Raw genomic sequence first — 19932 nt, forward strand, 5'->3', positions numbered from 1 at the left:
TTGAAATGATAATATGAAATTAAGTTATTAAATTTTTATCATATGGTGTACTTTTTTTCCTTTTCGAATCATCATTTCACCATCTTCGTTAAAATCTTTTTTTGTAATGTGGTATTCCACATCTGTAATTTGTACATCATTAACACGAACGCCGCCTTGTTGAACATTTCTTCTACCTTCAGATTTACTTGGAATAAGTTGAGCCTGTAGAAGTAGATCCAACAGATTCATACCTGTTTCAAATAATGTTTTATCCATCTGAGTTTGTGGCACATTTTCTAATTTGGCACCACCACCAAATAGAGCTTTGGTAGTTTCTAATGCTTTTTGGGCCTCTTCTTTACCATGGATAAGTGCGGTTATCTCATAGGCAAGCACTTCTTTTGCCTGATTAATCTCTGCACCTTCTAAAGCGCCAAGACGATTGACTTCTTCCATAGGTAAGAAAGTCAGAAGGGCAAGACATTCTTTTACCTTAACATCTTCAATATTACGCCAGTACTGGAAGAATTCATAGGGAGAAGTACGCTCTTTATCCAGCCAAAGTGCACCTTTTTCCGTTTTTCCCATTTTGACACCTTCACTGGTTGTTAGTAGATTGAAGGTGAGACCAAAAGCTGGTTTTTGTTCTTTACGTCGAATGAGTTCAACACCACCTAAGATATTGGACCATTGATCATTTCCACCCATTTGCATAACACAATCATATCGCTGATTAAGTTCAAGAAAATCATAAGATTGAAGAAGCATATAATTGAACTCCAAAAAGGATAAGCCTTTTTCAAGTCTGGATTTGTAACACTCAGCCGTTAACATACGATTGACAGAAAAATGAACTCCGATTTCACGGATGAAATCTACATAGTTTAACTTGAGTAACCAGTCTGCATTATCAACCATAATGGCTTTTCCATCAGAAAAATCTATAAGATTAGAGAGTTGAACCTTAAAATTAGCGGCATTAGCATCAATCTGCTCAGAAGTAAGCATTTGACGCATATCACTTTTTCCGGATGGATCGCCTATGCGTGTGGTGCCACCACCAATAAGCGCTATAGGTCTATGACCGGCACGTTGCATATGGGCCATTGCCATAATGGTCAAAAAATGTCCGGCGGTTAAGCTGTTCGCCGTTGCATCAAAACCAATATAAAAGCTTATCTTTTCTTTTGATAGTAATTCTTTAATTTCTTCTTCGTGGGTAGCTTGAGCAATAAAACCTCTCTCAAGTAAAACATCATATGCACTTCTCATGTATAACCTCCTGAATATATTTGTTTTTGTAGAATAACGGGTTAAGGCGTTTAAATATTGTTGAACCTTCACATACAATATATGTGAACTTGTGAAACAAAGTTAATTTTATGCAATAGCTTTAACCCTATTTATTAATTTAAGACTTATAAAAAGACTCTAGCTATAGTTATATCACAATTGCCTTAGTTCATCAAGGTTGAAATGTATTTATACATTATATGAAGAGAAGGGCTGAAGATAAGAAGTATAATTCAATGTTTGACTATTTCATTAGAATCATGTAATATTTACTGTTGAGGTAGAATCTTTAAGTGGATCTCTCTCATCTAGATTAAGGAAATAAGAGCCCAAATAGCTACATACTCAGTTTTTAATACAAGGAGACTTTATGGATAAATTGTTTTTAGAAGACAGGGTTTTACTGCAAGTAGAAAAGCCTGCAAGATACATTGGTAACGAGGTTAATGCCATCTATAAGAATAAAGAGGAAGTAGCCATTCGCTTTGCTTTATGTTTTCCGGATGTTTATGACATTGGAATGAGCCATCTGGGCCTTTCCATACTCTATAATCTTTTGAACCAACGGGATGATCTCTGGTGTGAACGTGTCTTTTCGCCGTGGGTAGATTTAGATCGTATTATGGAAGAAGAAAACATTCCGCTTTTTGCACTAGAGAGCCAAGAACCCATTAAGACGTTTGATTTTATTGGGATTACCATTCAATATGAAATGTGCTATACCAATATTTTAAGAATACTTGACCTAGCTCAGATCCCTTTATTAAGTAAAGATCGAACAGAAGACCATCCTCTTGTTTGTGCAGGAGGACCTTGTGTCTACAACCCTGAACCTATTAGTGACTTTATTGATTTCTTCTATATAGGGGAAGGGGAAGTTCAACTAGATGCTTTAATGGATGCTTATAAACATCACAGAGAAAATGGCGGGACAAAAAAAGCTTTTCTTGAAATAGCCGCTACAATAGAAGGCATTTATGTGCCATCATTCTATAATGTTTCTTATTATGAAGACGGTACTATAGAAAGGTTTGTGCCTAATCATCCAAAGGCGAAGCCACAAGTTAAAAAAGTCATCATGATGGATATGACACAATCAAGATACCCCATGAAACCAATCGTTCCTTATATCCAAACCGTGCATGATCGCGTTGTTCTTGAGCTTTTCAGAGGTTGTGCAAGAGGCTGTCGCTTTTGTCAAGCGGGTATCATTTACCGTCCCGTACGTGAAAAAGATCTAGAAATATTAAAAGAACAAGCCATAGAGATTGTTAAAAATACAGGGCATGATGAAATATCTCTTATTTCCTTAAGCTCCAGTGACTATTCTCAATTAAATGCATTGGCATCTTATCTGATAGAAGCACCAGAATTGGCCCATGTGAACTTGTCCTTGCCCTCACTACGAATTGATGACTTTTCAATAGAACTGATGCGTAAAGTACAAGATGTACGAAAAAGCAGTCTTACTTTTGCGCCGGAAGCCGGTTCTCAAAGAATGCGAGATGTGATCAATAAGAACATCAGCGAAGAAGATATTCTACAAGGTGCCTACGAGGCTTTTATGGGCGGTTGGAATAGGGTTAAGATGTATTTTATGCTTGGTCTACCGACGGAGACAGAAGAGGATGTCTTAGCTATTCCTAAACTGGGACAGGATATTGTGAATAAGTGGTTTACCATGCCAGGAGATATGCGTAAGCAAAGGCTTCAGATTGTACTTAGCACCTCATTCTTCATACCAAAGCCATTTACACCTTTTCAATGGATGGGACAAGCAAGTAGCGATACTTTTCTAGAAAAAGCTAAACTCATTAATAAGAACATTAATAAGAAGAACATCAAGTATAACAGTCATGACGCAGACACCAGTCGAATAGAAGGTGTTTTGGCCCGTGGTGATCGAAAGCTTAACGAGGTCATCTTGAAAGTGTATCAAAAAGGCGCACGCTATGATGCATGGTCAGAGCATTTTAATGTAACATTATGGAACGAAGCCTTTGATGAGTTAAATATGGATTCAGGCTTTTACAATGAAAGAAGGCGTGAACTGGAAGAAATTCTTCCCTGGGATTTTATCGACACCGGTGTAAAAAAATCATTTTTATATGATGAGTTTTTGCTCGCTAAGGAAGGAAAAACCACAGTAAATTGTATGGAGGGATGTACCAACTGTGGTGCGATGTGTTTTGAAGGAGGTATTTGCTATGCTCGTAAGACTTAAGTTCAAAAAAGAAGGACCGATTCGATTTGTTGGTCATCTGGATATGATGCGGACCTTTCAAAAAATGTTCACCAGGGCAGGCATTCCTATTGCATACTCTGAGGGTTTCAATCCTCATCAGATATTCTCTTTTGCCAGTGCACTGGCTGTTGGTGTAAGCAGTGAAAGCGAGTATATGGATGTTAAGCTGACTGAGGATGTCGCCATTAATGTGTTAATCGAAGCTATTAATTTAAAAGCCCCTGAGGGTATCTTCTTTTTAGATGGTGTTGAAATAGACAATAAAGAAACCTCCGCCATGGCTTCAGTTGTAGCAGCCACTTATAGGATAGAGGTTCTAAATTCGATTATTACAGAAGATATGTTGTCGGCGATGATGTCTCAAGAAACACTGATTATAAGAAAGAAGAATAAAAAGGGTAAAATCAATGATTTCGACTTGAGACCGGGTATTATAAATATCTTGTTAAAAGACAAACACCTTATAATGACCATAGCCAATGGAAGTCATTTTAACATCAAGCCGGAAATGGTGCTTGAAAAACTCTTGGCTTTAAACGATTTGAACTATGTACGTTGTGACTATCGATTCCATCGTGTTGAAATCTACCATGACCATAATGGTTTACGGCCTTTGTTAGAGGTTAAGTTAGGATTGTGATGAAATGAGTAAAAAATTAGTAACTACCCGTTACAATGAAAATATATTATGCGCTCTTTTGGATGAGAAGGAACGTGTACTTGAGGTTCATCTTTTTTCCGGAGAAGTTGAAACAGACATCGGCAATATCTATGTGGGTACGGTAAAGACTGTCAAAAAAAACATTCAATCCGCTTTTGTAGACATAGGTAAAAGTGATAATGTTTTTTTATCTTTACAAGAATCCAAAAATATTTATTATGCAAAAAAGGTTGGAAAAGGCCAAGCACTTGTTCCTGGAGATGAGGTTCTAATTCAGATTCAGAAGGATGCCCATAAAACCAAACTGGCAAAAGCCATAACTGATTTTTGTTTGACAGGTCGTTATGTTGTTTTGACAACGGATAAATCTTCCGTGTTTATATCGTCAAAGATTACAGAGGATGATGAACGGTTAAGGCTTAAAAACCTTATAAAGAATTATGTTTCAAAGTCGTATGGCTTTATTGTTCGAACCAATTGTAGTTTTGTTCCAGATGAACTGGTGATTGATGAAGTTCAAAAACTGATTCAGTTATATGACAAAATATTAAATACCTTAACTTTTAGAAGTACGGGTCAGCGTATTTATACCCAAGGTTCACCTTATATGACTTTGCTCAAAGATTTTCATGAAGATGAAGTAACCGATTATATCTATGATGATGAAAACCTATATCATGAAGTGGAAACGTTTTTAGGCGAAAATCATCCGGAAATCCTTCACAAACTCATGCTGGTAGAGCAAGAGATGTCTTTGTACAATTTTTTTAATGTCCAAAGTAAAATCGACAAACTTTTACATAAAAAAGTATGGTTAAAGTCTGGCGCATCTATTATAATTGAACCTACCGAAGCCTTAACGGTTATTGATGTTAATACGGAGAAAACATTAAGCAAAAAACAAGTAAAAGAAACAATTTTTAACACTAATATGGAAGCGGCTGAAGAAATTGTCTATCAATTACGTGCTCGAAACATATCCGGAATTATTATTATTGATTTTATTGATATGTCAGATCTAGAAGATAAGAATAAGCTAATGCAAAGATTAAGATATCTAACAAGTTTTGATAGAATAAAGACAACGGTGATTGATATGACGGCACTCGGTCTTGTTGAGGTGACGAGAAAGAAAATAAAACAGCCCCTATCTGAATTATGGGATATTTAGATACCATAATTTAATTGTTGAATTTATAATATATATTTGTTAAAATGAGAGTATAAAAATGAGGGTGGTGACATATGTCGACTTTTAAGAAATTAAAAGACTTTTTTTTCGGTGACTGGCAAGAAGCATACATAACAACTTTAGAAAATGAGTTTAACCGTGTAACTGGATTGCTTGATCAAAACGACATAAAATACAAATATAAAATTCTAACAGGACATAAAAAAGATAGAACAGCATCATCAAGAAATGCTTATTATGTTCACATTTTAAAAGAAGATTTCCCAAAATTCAATCAATTACTGGACTATAAGTTGTAAAACTCAGATTTCTGTTTCTAGTACTCTAGGGAAAACTATCGAATCGATAAAACTTATTTTGACACATATGTTATACTAGAATTGAAACATGTGAAAGGAGGGCTTCACGTGGATAACAAGACAGCATTATTGATACTTGAAGTTCAACAAGGTCTTTTTGATAAAGAGAAGTTTAGATTATATAAAGAAGAGGCATTACTTAAAAATATCAGAAACCTAATTGACCGAGCTCATGAAGAAGGTGCCATGGTTATATATTTGCAACATTCGGATGAAGACTCAGGCTTTATTAAGGGTACAAAAGAATGGGAAATTCATCCAGATATTCAGCCGATGGAGAAGGATTACGTTATTGAGAATCATACTCCAAACGCATTTTACAAAACAAAATTGCATGATTTATTAACAAGGGAAGATATTAAATATCTGGTCATTACAGGGGTTCAGACGGAAGGTAGCATTGATACAACTTGCAGACAAGCTTTTTCTCTTGGATATCATAATATCTTAGCCAAAGATGCCCATTCTACATTTGACTCCATTCCACTCACAGCACAACAGATTATTGACCATCATCATAGGATCATGGCCAGTTGGTTTGCTGAACTGATTAGTAGTGAAGATATTGAGTTTTTCTAATTAAGTTTAGGTGTCAGCACTTCTGTGGAAAGAAATTTGTTAAAAATCCTTGAATCAAAAAGATGATGGGTAAAATAGTTGGGGTCATCAAAAGACTTCACATAACCTTTTCTATAGTCTTCAAATAAACTTGTAGGGTCTGTTTTTATGCCATAACTTATTTTTAAATCATATTCACAGAAGAAGGTCTCAAAAATAGCATGGTTAAACTGTTCTTTTGGCAATAAAAAGGCTATTGCAAAATCCTCTATAGGTTTACCTTTACTTAATATGCCTAGTATAGATTTTCCATGTCGTACCTGAATCGGTCTTATTTGATGTTGTAGATTAAATCGGTTTAGACTTTTTTCAATGCTCATAACATAATCTAGGGGGATGGGTTGATTTATTGATCCAAGATGGGTTTCAATCATTATGAATAGATCTTCTCTCTGTGACAGTTTTCGGTATATATCCAATCGGAAGGCTGTCATATTTTCATGATGATGATAAAGGGTATGGTACTTATCAAGTTTTTTGTCGTAAGTTATTTTTAATTCTTTCATAATACCTCCAAATACATGATTTCACTGTTCTTATTATAGCAAAGAAAGACATTTCTGGAAACAGTTGTTATATTGATGAAAGGCAGTACAGTGATTTACCAAAAGACCTTGACATAGTTTGCTAACTGTGATAACCTATACCATGGTATGCCGCACGGTCAGGTTATAAGTCTTTGGACGCCAAAACCGGCGAGTCTTAAAAAACGAGGAGGTGCCAGAATGTATGCAATTATAGCAACAGGTGGAAAACAATACAAAGTAGCTGAAGGTGATGTCGTAAGAGTTGAAAAGCTCGGATTAGCTGAAGGTGATGCTGTGGTTTTTGATCAAGTTATGTTGGTTTCAAATGAAGGGGATGTAACCCTTGGAAATCCTACTATAACAACTGCAAAAGTAACAGGAACTGTTACGGCTGAAGGTAAAAGCAAAAAGATCACTGTTTTCAAATATAAGCCTAAGAACAATGGTTATAAAAGAAAACAAGGTCATAGACAACCTTTCACTGCAGTTAAAATCGACACGATTACTTTATAAGTATGATCGCAATCATTCTTTATAAAAGAGAAGCCGGTAATGTTGGTTTTTGTGTAAGTGGTCATGCAGGTTATGAAACAAAAGGTAAAGACATTGTATGTGCAAGTGTATCAGTCCTTGCTATAAATACAGTCAATGCCATTAAGTCTTTTACAGACGATCGATTTTCTCTTCAATATGATGAAGATGGAAAAATTGATATGTTGATGAAGACAACTATGTCTCCCACGAGTCAAGTACTACTTGACACATTTGAATTGGGTATGACATCGATTTATGAAGAATATGGACATGATTATATAAATATTAAAATCGAGGAGGTGTAACCATGTTAAGAATGAACCTTCAATTATTTGCACATAAAAAGGGTGTTGGTTCTACCAAAAATGGTAGAGATTCCGAATCCAAAAGACTGGGTGCAAAAAGAGCGGACGGACAATTTGTGTTAGCAGGTAATATACTATTTAGACAACGTGGAACTAAGATTCATCCTGGTAACAATGTAGGAAGAGGCGGCGACGATACGCTTTTTGCATTGGTAGATGGTGTTGTTAAGTTTGAAAGAAAAGGCAGAGACAAAAAACAAGTATCTGTTTATCCAAAAGCTCAATAAGAATTATTTAAGTTTCAATGGTTTAGGCTATTGAAACTTTTTTATTCTCTAGGAGAGTCTGTGCTATGTTAATGCCTTATTATGTTATAATAAAAAAGAACGGTTGATTTGTTGTTAAGCAAGGGAAAAAAGGTGCAAGTTATGATTTTTGTAGATCAAGTAAGACTAAAAGTGAAATCCGGACGAGGCGGAGACGGTTGTGTCAGCTTCAGACGTGAAAAATATGTACCAAATGGTGGCCCTGATGGTGGTGATGGTGGACGCGGCGGGGATGTGATTTTTGTCGTTGATCCCAACTTAAATACCCTTTATCCCTTTAGACATGCTCGGGTTTTTAAAGCAGGAAGCGGTCAAATGGGTATGGGCAGTAATTGCCATGGCAAGGATGCGGATGATCTCATCATCAAAGTCCCCAAAGGAACCATCATTAAAGAAGCCAATACCGGAAAAGTTATAAAAGACCTTTCTGCTTCAGATGAAGTATATAAACTGTTAAATGGTGGTAAAGGTGGTAAAGGCAATCAACATTATGCGACACCTACCATGCAAATACCTAAATATGCACAGCCGGGTCAAGAGAATAAGGAAATAGAAATTATCCTTGAACTCAAATCCATAGCAGATGTTGGTTTGGTGGGTTATCCAAATGTAGGTAAATCCACATTATTATCTGTTGTGTCAAATGCAAAACCCAAAATAGCAAACTATCATTTTACTACTTTAAACCCAAACTTAGGGGTCGTCGATATTAATGGAGATGGATTTGTTATTGCGGACATTCCTGGTCTCATAGAAGGTGCATCAGAGGGTATCGGCCTTGGTCATGAATTCTTGAAGCATGTTGAAAGAACAAAGGTTTTACTCCATGTGGTAGATGTTGCTTCGACTGAGGGTAGAGATCCTGTAGAAGACATACGCAAAATGCAATATGAATTAGAACAGTTTAATCCTGAATTGTTGAATAAACCACAGATTATTGCTGCCAACAAAATTGACGCCTTGTTTGAAAATGAAGCTCTTGATCGACTAAGAGAGACCTTTGAAAAAGAAGGCATAAAAGTATTCCCAATCTCTGCTGTAGCTAGAAAAGGATTAAATGAGCTTCTGTATCATCTTGATGGCATATTAAAAGCGATGCCACAGGAGCACTTAATATATGAACAGGAGTTCTTTATTAAGAATATCGAAGATCCCAAAGAACCTATCATAGTTTCAAAAGAAGCCGATGGTGTTTTTACAGTTGAAGGTAGTAGAGTAGAACGTATGCTTGGCTATACCAACCTTGAAGATGAAAAAGGATTTATTTTCTTTCAGAATTTTCTTGAAACAGAAGGCATTCTAAAAGAACTTGAATCTTTGGGTATAGATGAAGGGGACACTGTAAAAATCTATTATCTACAATTTGACTATTATAAATAAGGTTGAAGGAGAAATATATGAATTCTAAACAAAGAGCATATTTGAAAAAATTGGCGAACCCTTTAGAACCGATTTTTCAAGTTGGAAAAGGCGGTGCTTCTCCGGAACTAACAGAGGGCATAAATGAGGCTCTTGAAAAACGAGAGCTCATTAAAGTCAATGTATTAAAAAATTGTATTTATGAAGTGAAAGATATTGCCGAAATGATTGGTGAAAGAACCCATGCCCAAGTGGTTCAAGTCATAGGACGCAAGTTTGTACTTTATAGACCTTCTAAGGATGAGCCTAAAATAATTTTACCTAAATAAAAGCAAATAATTATGAAGGAGACTGTTATGAAAAACATTGCTATCATGGGTGGAACATTTAACCCCATACATATCGGTCATTTAATAGCAGCCCAATGTACGAACGATCATCATTTGTTTGAAGAGATATGGTTTATGCCTTCGGGTAATCCACCTCATAAAGAGGACGAGATTATTATTGATGTGGCCCATCGCATGGAAATGTGTCGTTTAGCGATTAAAAACAACCCTACTTTTCGAATCTCGGATTATGAGTTAAACAGAAATGGTAAGGTTTATTCTGTCGATACTTTTGCAATGCTTCAAAAAGAATTTCCCGAAAACAAGTATTGGTTAATTATAGGTACAGACTCACTTTTTAATCTTGAAAAATGGTATAATCATAAGAAGCTACTTAAAATCGGCGCTTTTGTTATTGTTCATCGTAGTGGCTATGATGAGGAAGAGTCATTGGAGCAACAAGCCCGACTTAGAGAATGTTACAACACCTCTTTTATGAATGTACACATGCCTCAAATAGAAGTGTCGAGCACATTAATTCGGAAACGTATCGCTGAGGGCAAGTCTATAAACCACTACGTACCTGACGCTGTCAGTGATTATATTAATAAGCATAAACTATACACCTAGGTGATAATCATGAAATCCATTGAAGATCTTATTACAGATCAAAAAATCACACGCAAACTTAAGAAAAAGCTTTCTCCTAAAAGGTATGAGCATACCCTTAATGTTACAAAAGTTGCTTATGAACTGGGAAGGTCGCATCATTATAGCCCCAATAAAGCCGCACTTGCAGGACTTCTACATGATTGTGCCAAGCACTATTCAAATAAAAAACTACTTGGTCTTTGTGAAAGATATCATATATCAAAAAGCAAGGCTGAAGAAGCCAATGGTGACTTGTTACATGCAAAGGTTGGTGCCTTTATTGCCAAAGAAAAATATCATATAGAAGATCCGGATATTTTTAATGCCATAACATACCATACAACAGGACGTCCTAGTATGAGCTTGCTTGAAAAAATTGTTTACATAAGTGACTATATTGAACCGGGACGAAAACATGGCGGTCGACTTGATTTGATTCGTAGAATTGCTTATCAGGACTTGGATCAAGCTATGCTCTATATTCTAGAAGACTCACTGGAGTATTTATACCACAAAAAGGTAACCATAGACCCATTAACAAAAGAAACTTATAACTATTATAAGAAATTAAGAAGGGAATAACTATGTCAATTATTAAAGAAATGGTAAAAATCGCATACGATGCATTAGATGACAAGCAAGGTGAAGATATTCGTATCATTGATATTTCAGGCATCAGTGTTATGGCAGATTATTTCATCATAGCGCATGGTAACAACCCCAATCATGTAAGAACCTTAATGGATTTTACTGAAGAGAAATTAAACAAAGCCGGTTTTGATACCAAAAATATTGAAGGTAATCATAATGGGAGTTGGGTACTTCTTGATTTTAAAGATATTATTGTCCATATTTTTGATAAAGAAAACCGTTCCTTCTATGATTTAGAACGTATTTGGGCGGATGGGAAGATAATTGAGGATGTAAAATCCTTTTAGTGAATTTCTTTCCTCATTCGGTTCCGCATTTAGAAAAATAATTTCTTTCCATAAAAATGGACTGCGTCAGATTTTCATTCTGAGGCAGTCTTGTTTTTTTGTATATTTTAGTTGAAGCAAAACCTAAATCAATTCTTTTTAGATGTATTGTCTAAACAAACTGATGACTTTACCTTCGATTACGATGGAATCATCGTAGACACGTATGGGTTCTAGTTGATCGTTTTCCGGTTGTAGACGAATGTGATCGCTTTCACGGTAATAGGTCTTGACGGTTACGGAATCTTCAAGTAGGGCAACGACGATGTCACCGTTTGTTGCTGTGGATTGTTTTTGTACGATAATTAAATCACCTTCAAATATGCCGACGTTGATCATGCTATCACCTTTAACACGAAGCATAAATAGCTCTTGATTGGGTGCATAATCAACCGGTAGGGGAAAGTATTCTTCAATATTTTCTACAGCTAGAAGAGGTTCTCCTGCAGCGACACGTCCTACTATGGGTACATTTAGTATTTCACGTCTTTGAACATTAAACTCATCATCCAGAATCTCAATAGCTCTTGGTTTAGTAGGATCTCTGCGAATGACGCCTTTTTTCTCTAAACGTTCCAAATGGCCATGTACCGTTGATGTGGATTTTAATCCAACAGCTTCACCGATTTCTCTGACAGAAGGCGGATAGCCTTTACTTAATATCTCTTGTTTTAAAAAATCTAAAATCAATTGTTGTTTTTCTCCTAAATCATTTGACACGAAGCTCACCCCATTCATATTTTTACCTTTTACAATCATATTAGAATGTATGTTCTAATGAAATAAGTATAGCATAGCTTTATAAAAACATCAAACGTTTGTTCGCTTTTTTCTTGAAAAGCATTGACACAGAACGCACGTTCGTATATAATTGAAATACAAACAAACGTTCGGGGAGTGATTAGATGAATTCGATAGCAAAATGTAGACAATACAGAAATTACCAGAATTATGAATTTGTAAAAACAATAGCCGGTATTATAATTGCAGCGGTATTACTCTTATACCTTGTTCAAGTAAGCTTTGAATCAAATAGCGTACAAGGTAGTATGTATGTTGAAGATAAAGCTTACATCGTCATCCAAATTGAAAAAGATGACAGTTTGTGGTCCATAGCAAGTACATACATGAATCGTGATTATTATGATCATGAATCGTATATTAAAGAAGTTATAAATATGAATCATTTGAAGGATACTACCATCCAAGCAGGGGAACAGATACTGATTCCCATCATAAAAAGTCAAGATTCGACAGTTACTTTAGTAGAGTAGACCATCTACAGTCTTTGGCTTGCCTTTCTCTTTTACAAAATTTTTTATTATAATTTACAGAAATATCTTGAGTGTGTTATACTTAATATATATTTCGCTATATGATTTTGGGGAAAGAGACCATCAATTGGCGCCGAAGAAGCAATACATTCCAAGTCCTAGAATGTAGAATCTTTCAGGCAAAAGGATCCCTAAAGGATAGCTCTCTGGAAAGACCTTAAGTGGTCACCGAAGGGGCAATACTCTCAGGTAAACATACAGAGTTTTAAAGGTGCTTATTTACTGTGCTTTTAGGACTCTGTTTTTTAGTTCTTGAGAAAATTATGTAAGGAGGGACTTATGGGTAAGAGAACATGTTTATATGATATGCATATTCAGTATAATGCTAAGATAGTGGATTTTGCCGGCTTCGATATGCCTATCCAGTATGAAGGCATTATGGATGAACATGCAGCGACGAGAAATGCAATTGGCTTATTTGATGTAAGTCATATGGGTAAGTTTGAGCTTAAAGGAGAAGAGGCAAAAAGCTGCATTAATTACTTGGTTACTAATGATTTGACAGCTTTAGTAGATGGTCAAGCTATGTATGCACCAATGTGTTATGAAGATGGTGGGACTGTTGATGATATCCTTGTGTATCAACATGCACCTAATAATCTACTTTTGGTTGTCAATGCCGGCAATAAGGATAAGGATTATAAATGGATTGAAAGCCATCTATTGCCGGGGGTTGATCTAAAGGATATCACAAATGAATTGTGCCAATTAGCGGTTCAAGGACCGAAGTCAGTAGCGTTAATCCTATCACTAACCAATATTTCTTTAGGTACTTTGAAATATTATCACTTCCTAGATCAAGTCGTACTTGCTGATGTACCCATGTTAATCTCCAGAACCGGTTACACCGGTGAAGATGGTTTTGAATTGTATTTTGATAAGAAGGATGCGCAAAAAATCTGGACTCTTTTATTAGAAGAAGGCTCGTCTTATGGCATTAAACCATGTGGTTTAGGTGCTAGAGATACTTTAAGGTTTGAAGCTGGTATGCCATTGTATGGAAATGAGTTATCAGAAACCATAAACCCACTAGAAGCCGGCTTAGGCTATTTTGTCAAATTGGATGGCGAAGACTTCATTGGTAAATCAAGTTTACTAGAGTATAAGGTTCAACCAAAACGAAAATTAGTTGGTTTTGAATTAATGGATAAAGGTATTGCCAGACATGGAGCCCAGGTCTTAAACCCAGATGAAGAACGAATAGGTGCTGTCACGACCGGTTATATCTCACCAACACTTGGTAAGTCCATTGGTCTGGCATTGATCCCTTATGCCTATGACAAAGACAATATCCTTGTGCAAGTAAGAAAGAACCGTCTAGAAGCTAAAATTATAAATAAAAAATTTTTAAAACAGTAAGGAAGTAACTTATTAAGGTTCAAATAATCATAACAAATTTGAGGAGGTTTTTTATGAAAATTGTAAAAGGTTTATATTATTCGAAGGACCATGAATGGATTAAGATTGAAGGGAATCGTGGTTACATTGGCATCACGGATTACGCTCAAGAAGCAATGGGGGACATTGTCTTCGTTGAGTTACCGGATGTAGATGAAAGCTTTGCGGCAGAAGATAACTTTGCAGTTGTTGAATCCGTTAAAGCAGCAGCCGACATCTACCTGCCTATTGGTGCAACCATTGTTGAGGTCAATAACAAATTGGAAGATGAACCGGAACTATTAAATAAGGCTCCCTTTGATGCCTATATTGCCATTATCGAAGATTTTGAAACGGATGAATTAGAAACACTGATGGATGCTGATGCATATGAAGCTTATTGCAACAGCTTAGAATAGGAGGACTTATGCATCCTTATTTGCCACATACCCAAGCGGATATTGACCATATGCTCCAGAAAATTGGCGTAAATTCCATAGAAGACCTTTTTACGGATATTGATGCTAAGGCTTTGCTTAAATCACCGATGCAATTACCTAAGGCGGAAAGTGAAGGGCGGGTCATTAAAAAGCTTACAAAATTGGGTGAACGTAATATAGATACCGCCAATTGGTTAAGTTTTGTCGGTGGTGGCATCTATGAACACTCGATTCCGACCATTGTACCCCATTTAATATCTAGATCGGAGTTCTATACCGCTTATACACCTTATCAGCCCGAAATATCACAAGGCACTTTGCAAGCCATTTTTGAATATCAGACCATGATTTGTGAACTTACAGGGCTTAAAGTCGCCAACGCCTCCCATTATGATGGTTCAACCGCTCTTGCAGAAGCTGCTTTTATGGCATGTGGGGCAACAAGACGTAACACCATACTCATTCCGGATACCCTACCGCCGGAATCAAAAAATGTGCTAAGAACGTATTTGAAGTATAAGGATTTAGAGTTAATGGAAGTGCCCTCTAAAGATGGTCTTGTAAGTAGTCATACACTAAATGATTATATCAACGAAGATATAGCGGCTTATATTGTCGCTACACCTAACTTTTACGGTAACTTAGAAGATCTGACCGGTGTGTCAGACAGTCTACATGCTAATAAGAGTCTATTGATTATTATGTCCAATCCTATGTCGCTAAGTCTATTCAAATCACCCGGTGAATGGGGTGCTGATATCGCCGTCGGTGACGGTCAAGTGTTTGGTAATCCTATGAATTTTGGAGGACCCACACTAGGCTATATGGCTTGTACAGAAAAACTAATGCGTAAGATGCCGGGACGTATTGTTGGTCAAACCCTTGATTTAGATGGGAAAAGAGGGTATGTACTAACTTTGCAAGCAAGAGAACAACACATACGTAGAGAAAAGGCCACAAGCAACATCACATCTAATGAAGCCTTAAATGTGCTTGCAGCCACCATTTATTTAAGTGCCATGGGACTTGCCGGTATTAAAGAAGTTGCAAGACGGTCCCACATTAACGCTTGCTATCTTAGAGATCACCTAAAGGGCATTAAAGGTATTAAAATCATGCATAATCAACACATTTTTAATGAATTTGTCATTCAAATACGTGACGGTGTGGATGTTATGAAGTCTCTTGAATTGTTTCAGATTATACCGGGTATTCTTATTGATCAAGAAAAAAATCTTCTCTTAATAACGACCACAGAAGTGCATGAAAAAGATGATTTAGATACTTTGGTGGTGGCGATGAAGGAGGTGCTTGCGTGATGCAAAAAAATATATATGAGATCAGCAAAGAAGGACGACGGGGGTATTATTTTGATACCTATGACCTTGAAGATTACAGCAAAAGCTTTGAGATTCCAAAAAAGTATAAGCGTGAACAAGCACCAAGGTTGCCTGAGCTTAGTGAAAACTATGTGGTCAGGCATTTTACCAATCTCTCCAATAGGAACTATGGTGTGGATACAGGTATGTACCCCCTAGGATCTTGTACTATGAAATACAACCCCAAAATCAATGAAGTGGTCGCTGCCATGCCGAATTTTTCCCATACTCATCCGAGTTGGCGTGAAAAACATGTTCAAGGGAATATGAGAATCATCTATGAACTCCAAGGTATGTTAAGTGAACTCACCGGTATGCCTGGTGTTTCCTTACAACCGGCTGCGGGATCACATGGTGAACTGACCGGACTTATGATTATGAAACAGTATCTTATTGACCAAGGAGATGTTCATAAGAAGAACATCATTATTCCGGACTCTGCCCACGGGACCAATCCGGCCAGTGTGACCATGGCGGGCTTTGTTGCTTTGGAAGTGAAGTCCAATGCTGAAGGTACCATCGACATGGATGCCCTTGAGCAGCTTATTGATGAAAATACTGCCGGACTCATGTTAACCAACCCAAATACATTAGGACTTTTTGAAAAAGACATTCTGGAAATAACGAAGCGTATTCATGATGTAGGAGGGCTTGTCTACTGTGACGGCGCGAATATGAACGCCAATATGGGCATCACGAGACCCCTTGAAATGGGCTTTGATATTGTGCATTTGAATCTACATAAAACATTATCAACACCTCATGGTGGTGGTGGCCCAGGTTCAGGCCCAGTTGGCGTGGTATCCAGCTTACAAGAGTATCTGCCCGGTCCGATTGTTATAGCATCTGATGAGGACTTCTATAGCTTTAAGATGCCAACTAAGAGTATTGGTCATGTTAAGAACTACTTTGGTAATTTTGGCGTCTACTTAAGAGCCTATGTGTATTTCCTTACTATGGGCGGAGAAGGTCTGAAGCTTGCCAGTCAGTTGGCGGTACTTAATGCCAATTACATGAAAGCATGTTTAAAAGATGCTTATAAGGTCCCTTATAAGTCTATATGCAAGCATGAATTTGTATTAGCCGGACTAAAAGAGCCAGGGGATGTATCCACATTAGATGTTGCAAAACGCTTGATTGATTATAAGGTGCATCCACCAACCATTTATTTTCCTTTGATTGTTGAACAATGCCTTATGATTGAACCTACTGAATCCGAAAGTCTAGAAACCTTAGATGACTATATAAATATTCTACTTAAGATTGCAAAAGAAGCGAAAGAGCAACCGGAATTGTTACATAATGCACCAACAACTGCATCTGTCAGACGACTAGACGAGGTCAGTGTTGCTAGAAATCCGGTACTCAGCTATCGTTTCAATGGAGAAGAACAATGATAAAAGACATAATCATTATAGGTGGTGGGCCGGCTGGCTATGAAGCTGCACTCTATGGTGCGCGTTATGGCGGTAACATGACCTTGATTGAAGATCACAAAATTGGTGGTACCTGTCTTAACTATGGCTGTATACCCACCAAAACTTTAATTGAACGTGGTGCCTTATACAACAAAATGATCCATGCCAGTGACATGGGCATTCTTCATGACCATGTAGAAGTGGATTATGAAAGTATGCAAAAGCAAAAAACAAAAATCATAAGCGATTTGGCAAAGGGCATCATGGGTCAGTTAAAGAAAGAAAAAGTAAACTATATTGAAGGCTTTGCCACAATAGAAAATAGAAAGACGGTATCGGTCACCTTAAGTGATGGTTCTATCCGTCGGTTTGTTGGAGATGCCATTGTCCTTGCAACCGGTTCAAAATCTGTAATACCGAATATTAAAGGTATAGAAAATGAACGTATACTTACATCAAAGGATATTCTGGAGATGAAACGTTTGCCGGCATCTATCACCATAGTTGGTGGTGGGGTGATAGGTATGGAATTTGCATCCATGCTAAGTCATATGGGTGTAAAAGTCAGTGTAATTGAATATGAGAAAAATATACTACCAACAATAGACAGTTCAATATCTAAGCGCTTAAAAAGTCTATGTCAACAAGCCGGTATAGATATACATACCGGTTCAAAGGTGATCGGCTTTGAATCTCTTCCTAGTGATATGGATGACACTGAGGTTAATAAGGCCATCCGGACCATCTTTCTAGAGAAAGAAAAAGAGGTTCATATTGATTCAGAGTATGTGCTCTTATCGGTAGGCCGTATGGGTGTTTGGGACCAGGAAACCATTGAAGAACTGGGTATAACACATAATAATAGATTCATACAAGTGGACGCCAACTATGAAACCAGTGTAGAAGGCATTTATGCAATTGGTGATGTTAACGGACTTTCTTTACTGGCACATGCGGCATACAACCAAGGACGGCAATTAATGGGCTATCTTCTTAAAAATCAAAATATTCATAGCCCAAGCATTCCCGGCTGTATTTTTACAGATCCTGAGATTGGCAGTATTGGACTTAGTGAAGAAGAAGCAAAGGAAAAAGGTGTGAAATACAAAAGTCAAAAAACCTTATATGGTGCATCCGGTAAAGCCATGGCCATGAACGCTACAACAGGCTTTATCAAATCCCTTATAAGTGAAGATGGAAAAATAATGGGATTGCATATACTTGGTGCCCACAGTACAGATTTGATTCATTATGGCATCATTGCTATGGAAGGCGGTCTTACTATCCATCAACTACAAGACATGGTATTTGCCCATCCTACATTAGGCGAACTCTTTAGTGATCATGTTCATAGTTACTATACTTTTTAGATGCCTTGTTTTATAATGTATTTAGGTTAAAGTGTTAAAATAAAAAAAACGACAACGACGACAAGTAGTTAACATAATATTGTTATGTAAAGTAGGTGGTCTTATGAGCAAGTTAAAGCATTTTTATTACGATTCTTTTATGCTGCCTTTGGAAAAATTAAGGCTTCATGATAAGAGAAAACAATTACTCAAAGATGTATCTGGTGATGTCTTAGAAGTTGGGTATGGTACAGGCGTCAATCTGGCTTATTATCCGTACGAGCAGATGGACAGTTTGACGATGGTTGATCAAAAGATTCCGGATCATTTTTCAACCAAAAAAATACCCAAAAATATAATATTAAGTATCATGAAGGGAGATGTAACCCGTTTACCTTTTGAGGATGCATCTTTTGATAGCATTGTTGTGACCTTTATGTTCTGTTCAGTTCTCCAGCCTGAAAAAGGGGTCAGTGAGCTCTACCGGGTACTACGTCCGGAGGGTAGACTCTACTTTATGGAACATGTATTGCCCAGTGCCAGACCTTATAATCAACTTTTTCATAAGTTGACACCAGTATGGAAGAGGGTAGCCAGTAATTGCCACCTAAATAGAGAAACGGTTATGACCATACAACACGGCGGTTTTAGATTAGTGGAGTATCATCGCTTCTTTAAAACAAGTTTTGCTTTTGGAATCGCTAAGAAAGGCGAGTTTTACAATATTCAGTAAGACTTCTTAATAGAGTACCCCTATGAAAATAAGGGCTATGTTGACATAATAATGTTATGTTAATATAGCCCTTGTTTATTACTTTGAGAGGTCTTACTTTTCTTGGCATGGACATAATTAAGCATATTCATTTAAGTACAACAAGGATGTGTCTTGACATATAAAATTCTATAGGCCTATTGAATCAAAAAATTAGGTAAAACTTGACAAAAATATCAAAGTAATATATAAATAGTCATATGCAGATTCATGTATGAAATCATAAGAAATAGTTGCGTTTCTAATAAACATCTCTTCACCAACTATTTTAAAATGGATTTTGCGTGAATTATAGATATAATAAACGACTGAGGATGGGGAAATAGAATAATGCGGGGAAATGTATAGGTAATCATGACATTTCGCAATTTATTTCCAGGACAAAAACTGAATATATTACAGATATTTATTAAAGCTTTTTTTGCTATGCTTATATATAGCGAAAGATAGGTTTACTAAGTGTGATTTAACGGTATATCACATAAATTGTAATAAAAATTAAATT

Annotated in this window: 23 protein-coding genes and 1 riboswitch; of the genes, 20 read left to right on the forward strand and 3 right to left on the reverse strand. The window is 36.7% G+C overall.

Features of this window, described 5'->3' with window-relative positions; genetic code table 11:
• Positions 1–27: 27 nt before the first annotated feature.
• The gene (gene tyrS, locus P0N36_RS10780) at positions 28–1254 is read right to left on the reverse strand and encodes a tyrosine--tRNA ligase (protein WP_275842857.1); all 1227 of its coding nucleotides are present in this window, start codon (positions 1252–1254) and stop codon (positions 28–30) included.
• Between the two features lie 391 nt (positions 1255–1645).
• Between tyrS and P0N36_RS10785 the strand changes: the two genes are divergently transcribed.
• The 5 genes from P0N36_RS10785 (at position 1646) to P0N36_RS10805 (ending at position 6311) form a co-directional block, all read left to right on the forward strand.
• Positions 1646–3499 (forward strand): TIGR03960 family B12-binding radical SAM protein, encoded by a 1854-nt coding sequence (locus P0N36_RS10785; RefSeq protein WP_275842858.1) that lies wholly within the window; start codon positions 1646–1648, stop codon positions 3497–3499.
• On the forward strand, positions 3483–4160 hold the full coding sequence (locus P0N36_RS10790; protein WP_275842859.1) for a TIGR03936 family radical SAM-associated protein: 678 nt from the start codon (positions 3483–3485) through the stop codon (positions 4158–4160). The genes P0N36_RS10785 and P0N36_RS10790 overlap by 17 nt, the downstream gene beginning before the upstream one ends.
• Before the next feature lie 4 nt (positions 4161–4164).
• Complete coding sequence (locus P0N36_RS10795; protein WP_275842860.1) at positions 4165–5352, forward strand: ribonuclease E/G; 1188 nt, start codon at positions 4165–4167, stop codon at positions 5350–5352.
• 74 nt (positions 5353–5426) lie between these two features.
• Complete coding sequence (locus P0N36_RS10800; protein ID WP_275842861.1) at positions 5427–5672, forward strand: hypothetical protein; 246 nt, start codon at positions 5427–5429, stop codon at positions 5670–5672.
• 108 nt (positions 5673–5780) lie between these two features.
• On the forward strand, positions 5781–6311 hold the full coding sequence (locus P0N36_RS10805) for a cysteine hydrolase family protein (protein WP_275842862.1): 531 nt from the start codon (positions 5781–5783) through the stop codon (positions 6309–6311).
• Here the strand turns inward: P0N36_RS10805 and P0N36_RS10810 are convergent.
• Positions 6308–6856 carry a hypothetical protein gene (locus P0N36_RS10810; protein WP_275842863.1) on the reverse strand — a complete coding sequence of 183 codons (549 nt, stop codon included), beginning with the start codon at positions 6854–6856 and terminating at the stop codon, positions 6308–6310. The genes P0N36_RS10805 and P0N36_RS10810 overlap by 4 nt on opposite strands.
• Positions 6857–7075: 219 nt before the next feature.
• Here P0N36_RS10810 and rplU point away from each other — a divergent pair, with 219 nt between their 5' ends.
• The 8 genes from rplU (at position 7076) to rsfS (ending at position 11319) form a co-directional block, all read left to right on the forward strand.
• A complete protein-coding gene (gene rplU, locus P0N36_RS10815) occupies positions 7076–7390 on the forward strand; it encodes a 50S ribosomal protein L21 (RefSeq protein ID WP_275842864.1) in 315 nt (104 codons plus the stop codon).
• A 2-nt stretch (positions 7391–7392) separates the two neighbouring features.
• Positions 7393–7716, forward strand: coding sequence for a ribosomal-processing cysteine protease Prp (locus P0N36_RS10820; protein WP_275842865.1), 324 nt, complete (start codon positions 7393–7395; stop codon positions 7714–7716).
• A 2-nt stretch (positions 7717–7718) separates the two neighbouring features.
• On the forward strand, positions 7719–8003 hold the full coding sequence (gene rpmA, locus P0N36_RS10825; protein WP_125135586.1) for a 50S ribosomal protein L27: 285 nt from the start codon (positions 7719–7721) through the stop codon (positions 8001–8003).
• 144 nt (positions 8004–8147) lie between these two features.
• Positions 8148–9422 carry a GTPase ObgE gene (gene obgE / locus P0N36_RS10830; RefSeq protein WP_275842878.1) on the forward strand — a complete coding sequence of 425 codons (1275 nt, stop codon included), beginning with the start codon at positions 8148–8150 and terminating at the stop codon, positions 9420–9422.
• Between the two features lie 17 nt (positions 9423–9439).
• Positions 9440–9730: a ribosome assembly RNA-binding protein YhbY gene (yhbY, locus tag P0N36_RS10835; RefSeq protein ID WP_275842866.1), complete on the forward strand. Its 291-nt coding sequence runs from the start codon at positions 9440–9442 to the stop codon at positions 9728–9730.
• A 27-nt stretch (positions 9731–9757) separates the two neighbouring features.
• On the forward strand, positions 9758–10360 hold the full coding sequence (gene nadD / locus P0N36_RS10840; RefSeq protein WP_275842867.1) for a nicotinate-nucleotide adenylyltransferase: 603 nt from the start codon (positions 9758–9760) through the stop codon (positions 10358–10360).
• A gap of 9 nt (positions 10361–10369) precedes the next feature.
• Positions 10370–10963 carry a bis(5'-nucleosyl)-tetraphosphatase (symmetrical) YqeK gene (gene yqeK, locus P0N36_RS10845; RefSeq protein WP_275842868.1) on the forward strand — a complete coding sequence of 198 codons (594 nt, stop codon included), beginning with the start codon at positions 10370–10372 and terminating at the stop codon, positions 10961–10963.
• A 2-nt stretch (positions 10964–10965) separates the two neighbouring features.
• Entirely contained in the window at positions 10966–11319 is a 354-nt protein-coding gene (rsfS, locus tag P0N36_RS10850) for a ribosome silencing factor (RefSeq protein ID WP_275842869.1), read from the forward strand.
• 138 nt (positions 11320–11457) lie between these two features.
• Here the strand turns inward: rsfS and lexA are convergent, their stop codons facing one another.
• Positions 11458–12117 carry a transcriptional repressor LexA gene (gene lexA / locus P0N36_RS10855; protein ID WP_442957188.1) on the reverse strand — a complete coding sequence of 220 codons (660 nt, stop codon included), beginning with the start codon at positions 12115–12117 and terminating at the stop codon, positions 11458–11460.
• A gap of 146 nt (positions 12118–12263) precedes the next feature.
• Between lexA and P0N36_RS10860 the strand changes: the two genes are divergently transcribed.
• The 7 genes from P0N36_RS10860 (at position 12264) to P0N36_RS10890 (ending at position 19388) form a co-directional block, all read left to right on the forward strand.
• Positions 12264–12632 (forward strand): LysM peptidoglycan-binding domain-containing protein, encoded by a 369-nt coding sequence (locus tag P0N36_RS10860; protein WP_275842871.1) that lies wholly within the window; start codon positions 12264–12266, stop codon positions 12630–12632.
• 101 nt (positions 12633–12733) lie between these two features.
• Positions 12734–12833: riboswitch (glycine riboswitch) on the forward strand.
• 138 nt (positions 12834–12971) lie between these two features.
• Entirely contained in the window at positions 12972–14051 is a 1080-nt protein-coding gene (gene gcvT, locus P0N36_RS10865; protein WP_275842872.1) for a glycine cleavage system aminomethyltransferase GcvT, read from the forward strand.
• Positions 14052–14104: 53 nt separating this feature from the next.
• Positions 14105–14488, forward strand: a complete 384-nt coding sequence (gcvH, locus tag P0N36_RS10870) for a glycine cleavage system protein GcvH (protein ID WP_275842873.1) — start codon at positions 14105–14107, stop codon at positions 14486–14488.
• 8 nt (positions 14489–14496) lie between these two features.
• Positions 14497–15828, forward strand: a complete 1332-nt coding sequence (gene gcvPA, locus P0N36_RS10875; RefSeq protein ID WP_275842874.1) for an aminomethyl-transferring glycine dehydrogenase subunit GcvPA — start codon at positions 14497–14499, stop codon at positions 15826–15828.
• On the forward strand, positions 15828–17285 hold the full coding sequence (gene gcvPB / locus P0N36_RS10880) for an aminomethyl-transferring glycine dehydrogenase subunit GcvPB (protein WP_275842875.1): 1458 nt from the start codon (positions 15828–15830) through the stop codon (positions 17283–17285). Before gcvPA ends, gcvPB begins: the two co-directional genes overlap by 1 nt.
• A complete protein-coding gene (gene lpdA / locus P0N36_RS10885; RefSeq protein ID WP_275842876.1) occupies positions 17282–18676 on the forward strand; it encodes a dihydrolipoyl dehydrogenase in 1395 nt (464 codons plus the stop codon). Before gcvPB ends, lpdA begins: the two co-directional genes overlap by 4 nt.
• Positions 18677–18779: 103 nt before the next feature.
• Positions 18780–19388 carry a class I SAM-dependent methyltransferase gene (locus P0N36_RS10890; RefSeq protein ID WP_275842877.1) on the forward strand — a complete coding sequence of 203 codons (609 nt, stop codon included), beginning with the start codon at positions 18780–18782 and terminating at the stop codon, positions 19386–19388.
• Positions 19389–19932: the final 544 nt, after the last annotated feature.

It is taken from the genome of Petrocella sp. FN5, assembly GCF_029210395.1.
Classification (GTDB): Bacteria; Bacillota; Clostridia; order Lachnospirales; family Vallitaleaceae; genus Petrocella.

What these genes read in the sequence shown, in the direction of transcription:
- tyrS (WP_275842857.1), bottom strand. Translation starts at nt 1,254, where the DNA reads ATGAGAAGTGCATATGATGTTTTACTTGAGAGAGGTTTTATTGCTCAA.
- P0N36_RS10785 (WP_275842858.1), top strand. Translation starts at nt 1,646, where the DNA reads ATGGATAAATTGTTTTTAGAAGACAGGGTTTTACTGCAAGTAGAAAAG.
- P0N36_RS10790 (WP_275842859.1), top strand. Translation starts at nt 3,483, where the DNA reads ATGCTCGTAAGACTTAAGTTCAAAAAAGAAGGACCGATTCGATTTGTT.
- P0N36_RS10795 (WP_275842860.1), top strand. Translation starts at nt 4,165, where the DNA reads ATGAGTAAAAAATTAGTAACTACCCGTTACAATGAAAATATATTATGC.
- P0N36_RS10800 (WP_275842861.1), top strand. Translation starts at nt 5,427, where the DNA reads ATGTCGACTTTTAAGAAATTAAAAGACTTTTTTTTCGGTGACTGGCAA.
- P0N36_RS10810 (WP_275842863.1), bottom strand. Translation starts at nt 6,856, where the DNA reads ATGAAAGAATTAAAAATAACTTACGACAAAAAACTTGATAAGTACCAT.
- rplU (WP_275842864.1), top strand. Translation starts at nt 7,076, where the DNA reads ATGTATGCAATTATAGCAACAGGTGGAAAACAATACAAAGTAGCTGAA.
- P0N36_RS10820 (WP_275842865.1), top strand. Translation starts at nt 7,393, where the DNA reads ATGATCGCAATCATTCTTTATAAAAGAGAAGCCGGTAATGTTGGTTTT.
- rpmA (WP_125135586.1), top strand. Translation starts at nt 7,719, where the DNA reads ATGTTAAGAATGAACCTTCAATTATTTGCACATAAAAAGGGTGTTGGT.
- yhbY (WP_275842866.1), top strand. Translation starts at nt 9,440, where the DNA reads ATGAATTCTAAACAAAGAGCATATTTGAAAAAATTGGCGAACCCTTTA.
- nadD (WP_275842867.1), top strand. Translation starts at nt 9,758, where the DNA reads ATGAAAAACATTGCTATCATGGGTGGAACATTTAACCCCATACATATC.
- yqeK (WP_275842868.1), top strand. Translation starts at nt 10,370, where the DNA reads ATGAAATCCATTGAAGATCTTATTACAGATCAAAAAATCACACGCAAA.
- rsfS (WP_275842869.1), top strand. Translation starts at nt 10,966, where the DNA reads ATGTCAATTATTAAAGAAATGGTAAAAATCGCATACGATGCATTAGAT.
- lexA (WP_442957188.1), bottom strand. Translation starts at nt 12,117, where the DNA reads ATGATTGTAAAAGGTAAAAATATGAATGGGGTGAGCTTCGTGTCAAAT.
- P0N36_RS10860 (WP_275842871.1), top strand. Translation starts at nt 12,264, where the DNA reads ATGAATTCGATAGCAAAATGTAGACAATACAGAAATTACCAGAATTAT.
- gcvT (WP_275842872.1), top strand. Translation starts at nt 12,972, where the DNA reads ATGGGTAAGAGAACATGTTTATATGATATGCATATTCAGTATAATGCT.
- gcvH (WP_275842873.1), top strand. Translation starts at nt 14,105, where the DNA reads ATGAAAATTGTAAAAGGTTTATATTATTCGAAGGACCATGAATGGATT.
- gcvPA (WP_275842874.1), top strand. Translation starts at nt 14,497, where the DNA reads ATGCATCCTTATTTGCCACATACCCAAGCGGATATTGACCATATGCTC.
- gcvPB (WP_275842875.1), top strand. Translation starts at nt 15,828, where the DNA reads ATGCAAAAAAATATATATGAGATCAGCAAAGAAGGACGACGGGGGTAT.
- lpdA (WP_275842876.1), top strand. Translation starts at nt 17,282, where the DNA reads ATGATAAAAGACATAATCATTATAGGTGGTGGGCCGGCTGGCTATGAA.
- P0N36_RS10890 (WP_275842877.1), top strand. Translation starts at nt 18,780, where the DNA reads ATGAGCAAGTTAAAGCATTTTTATTACGATTCTTTTATGCTGCCTTTG.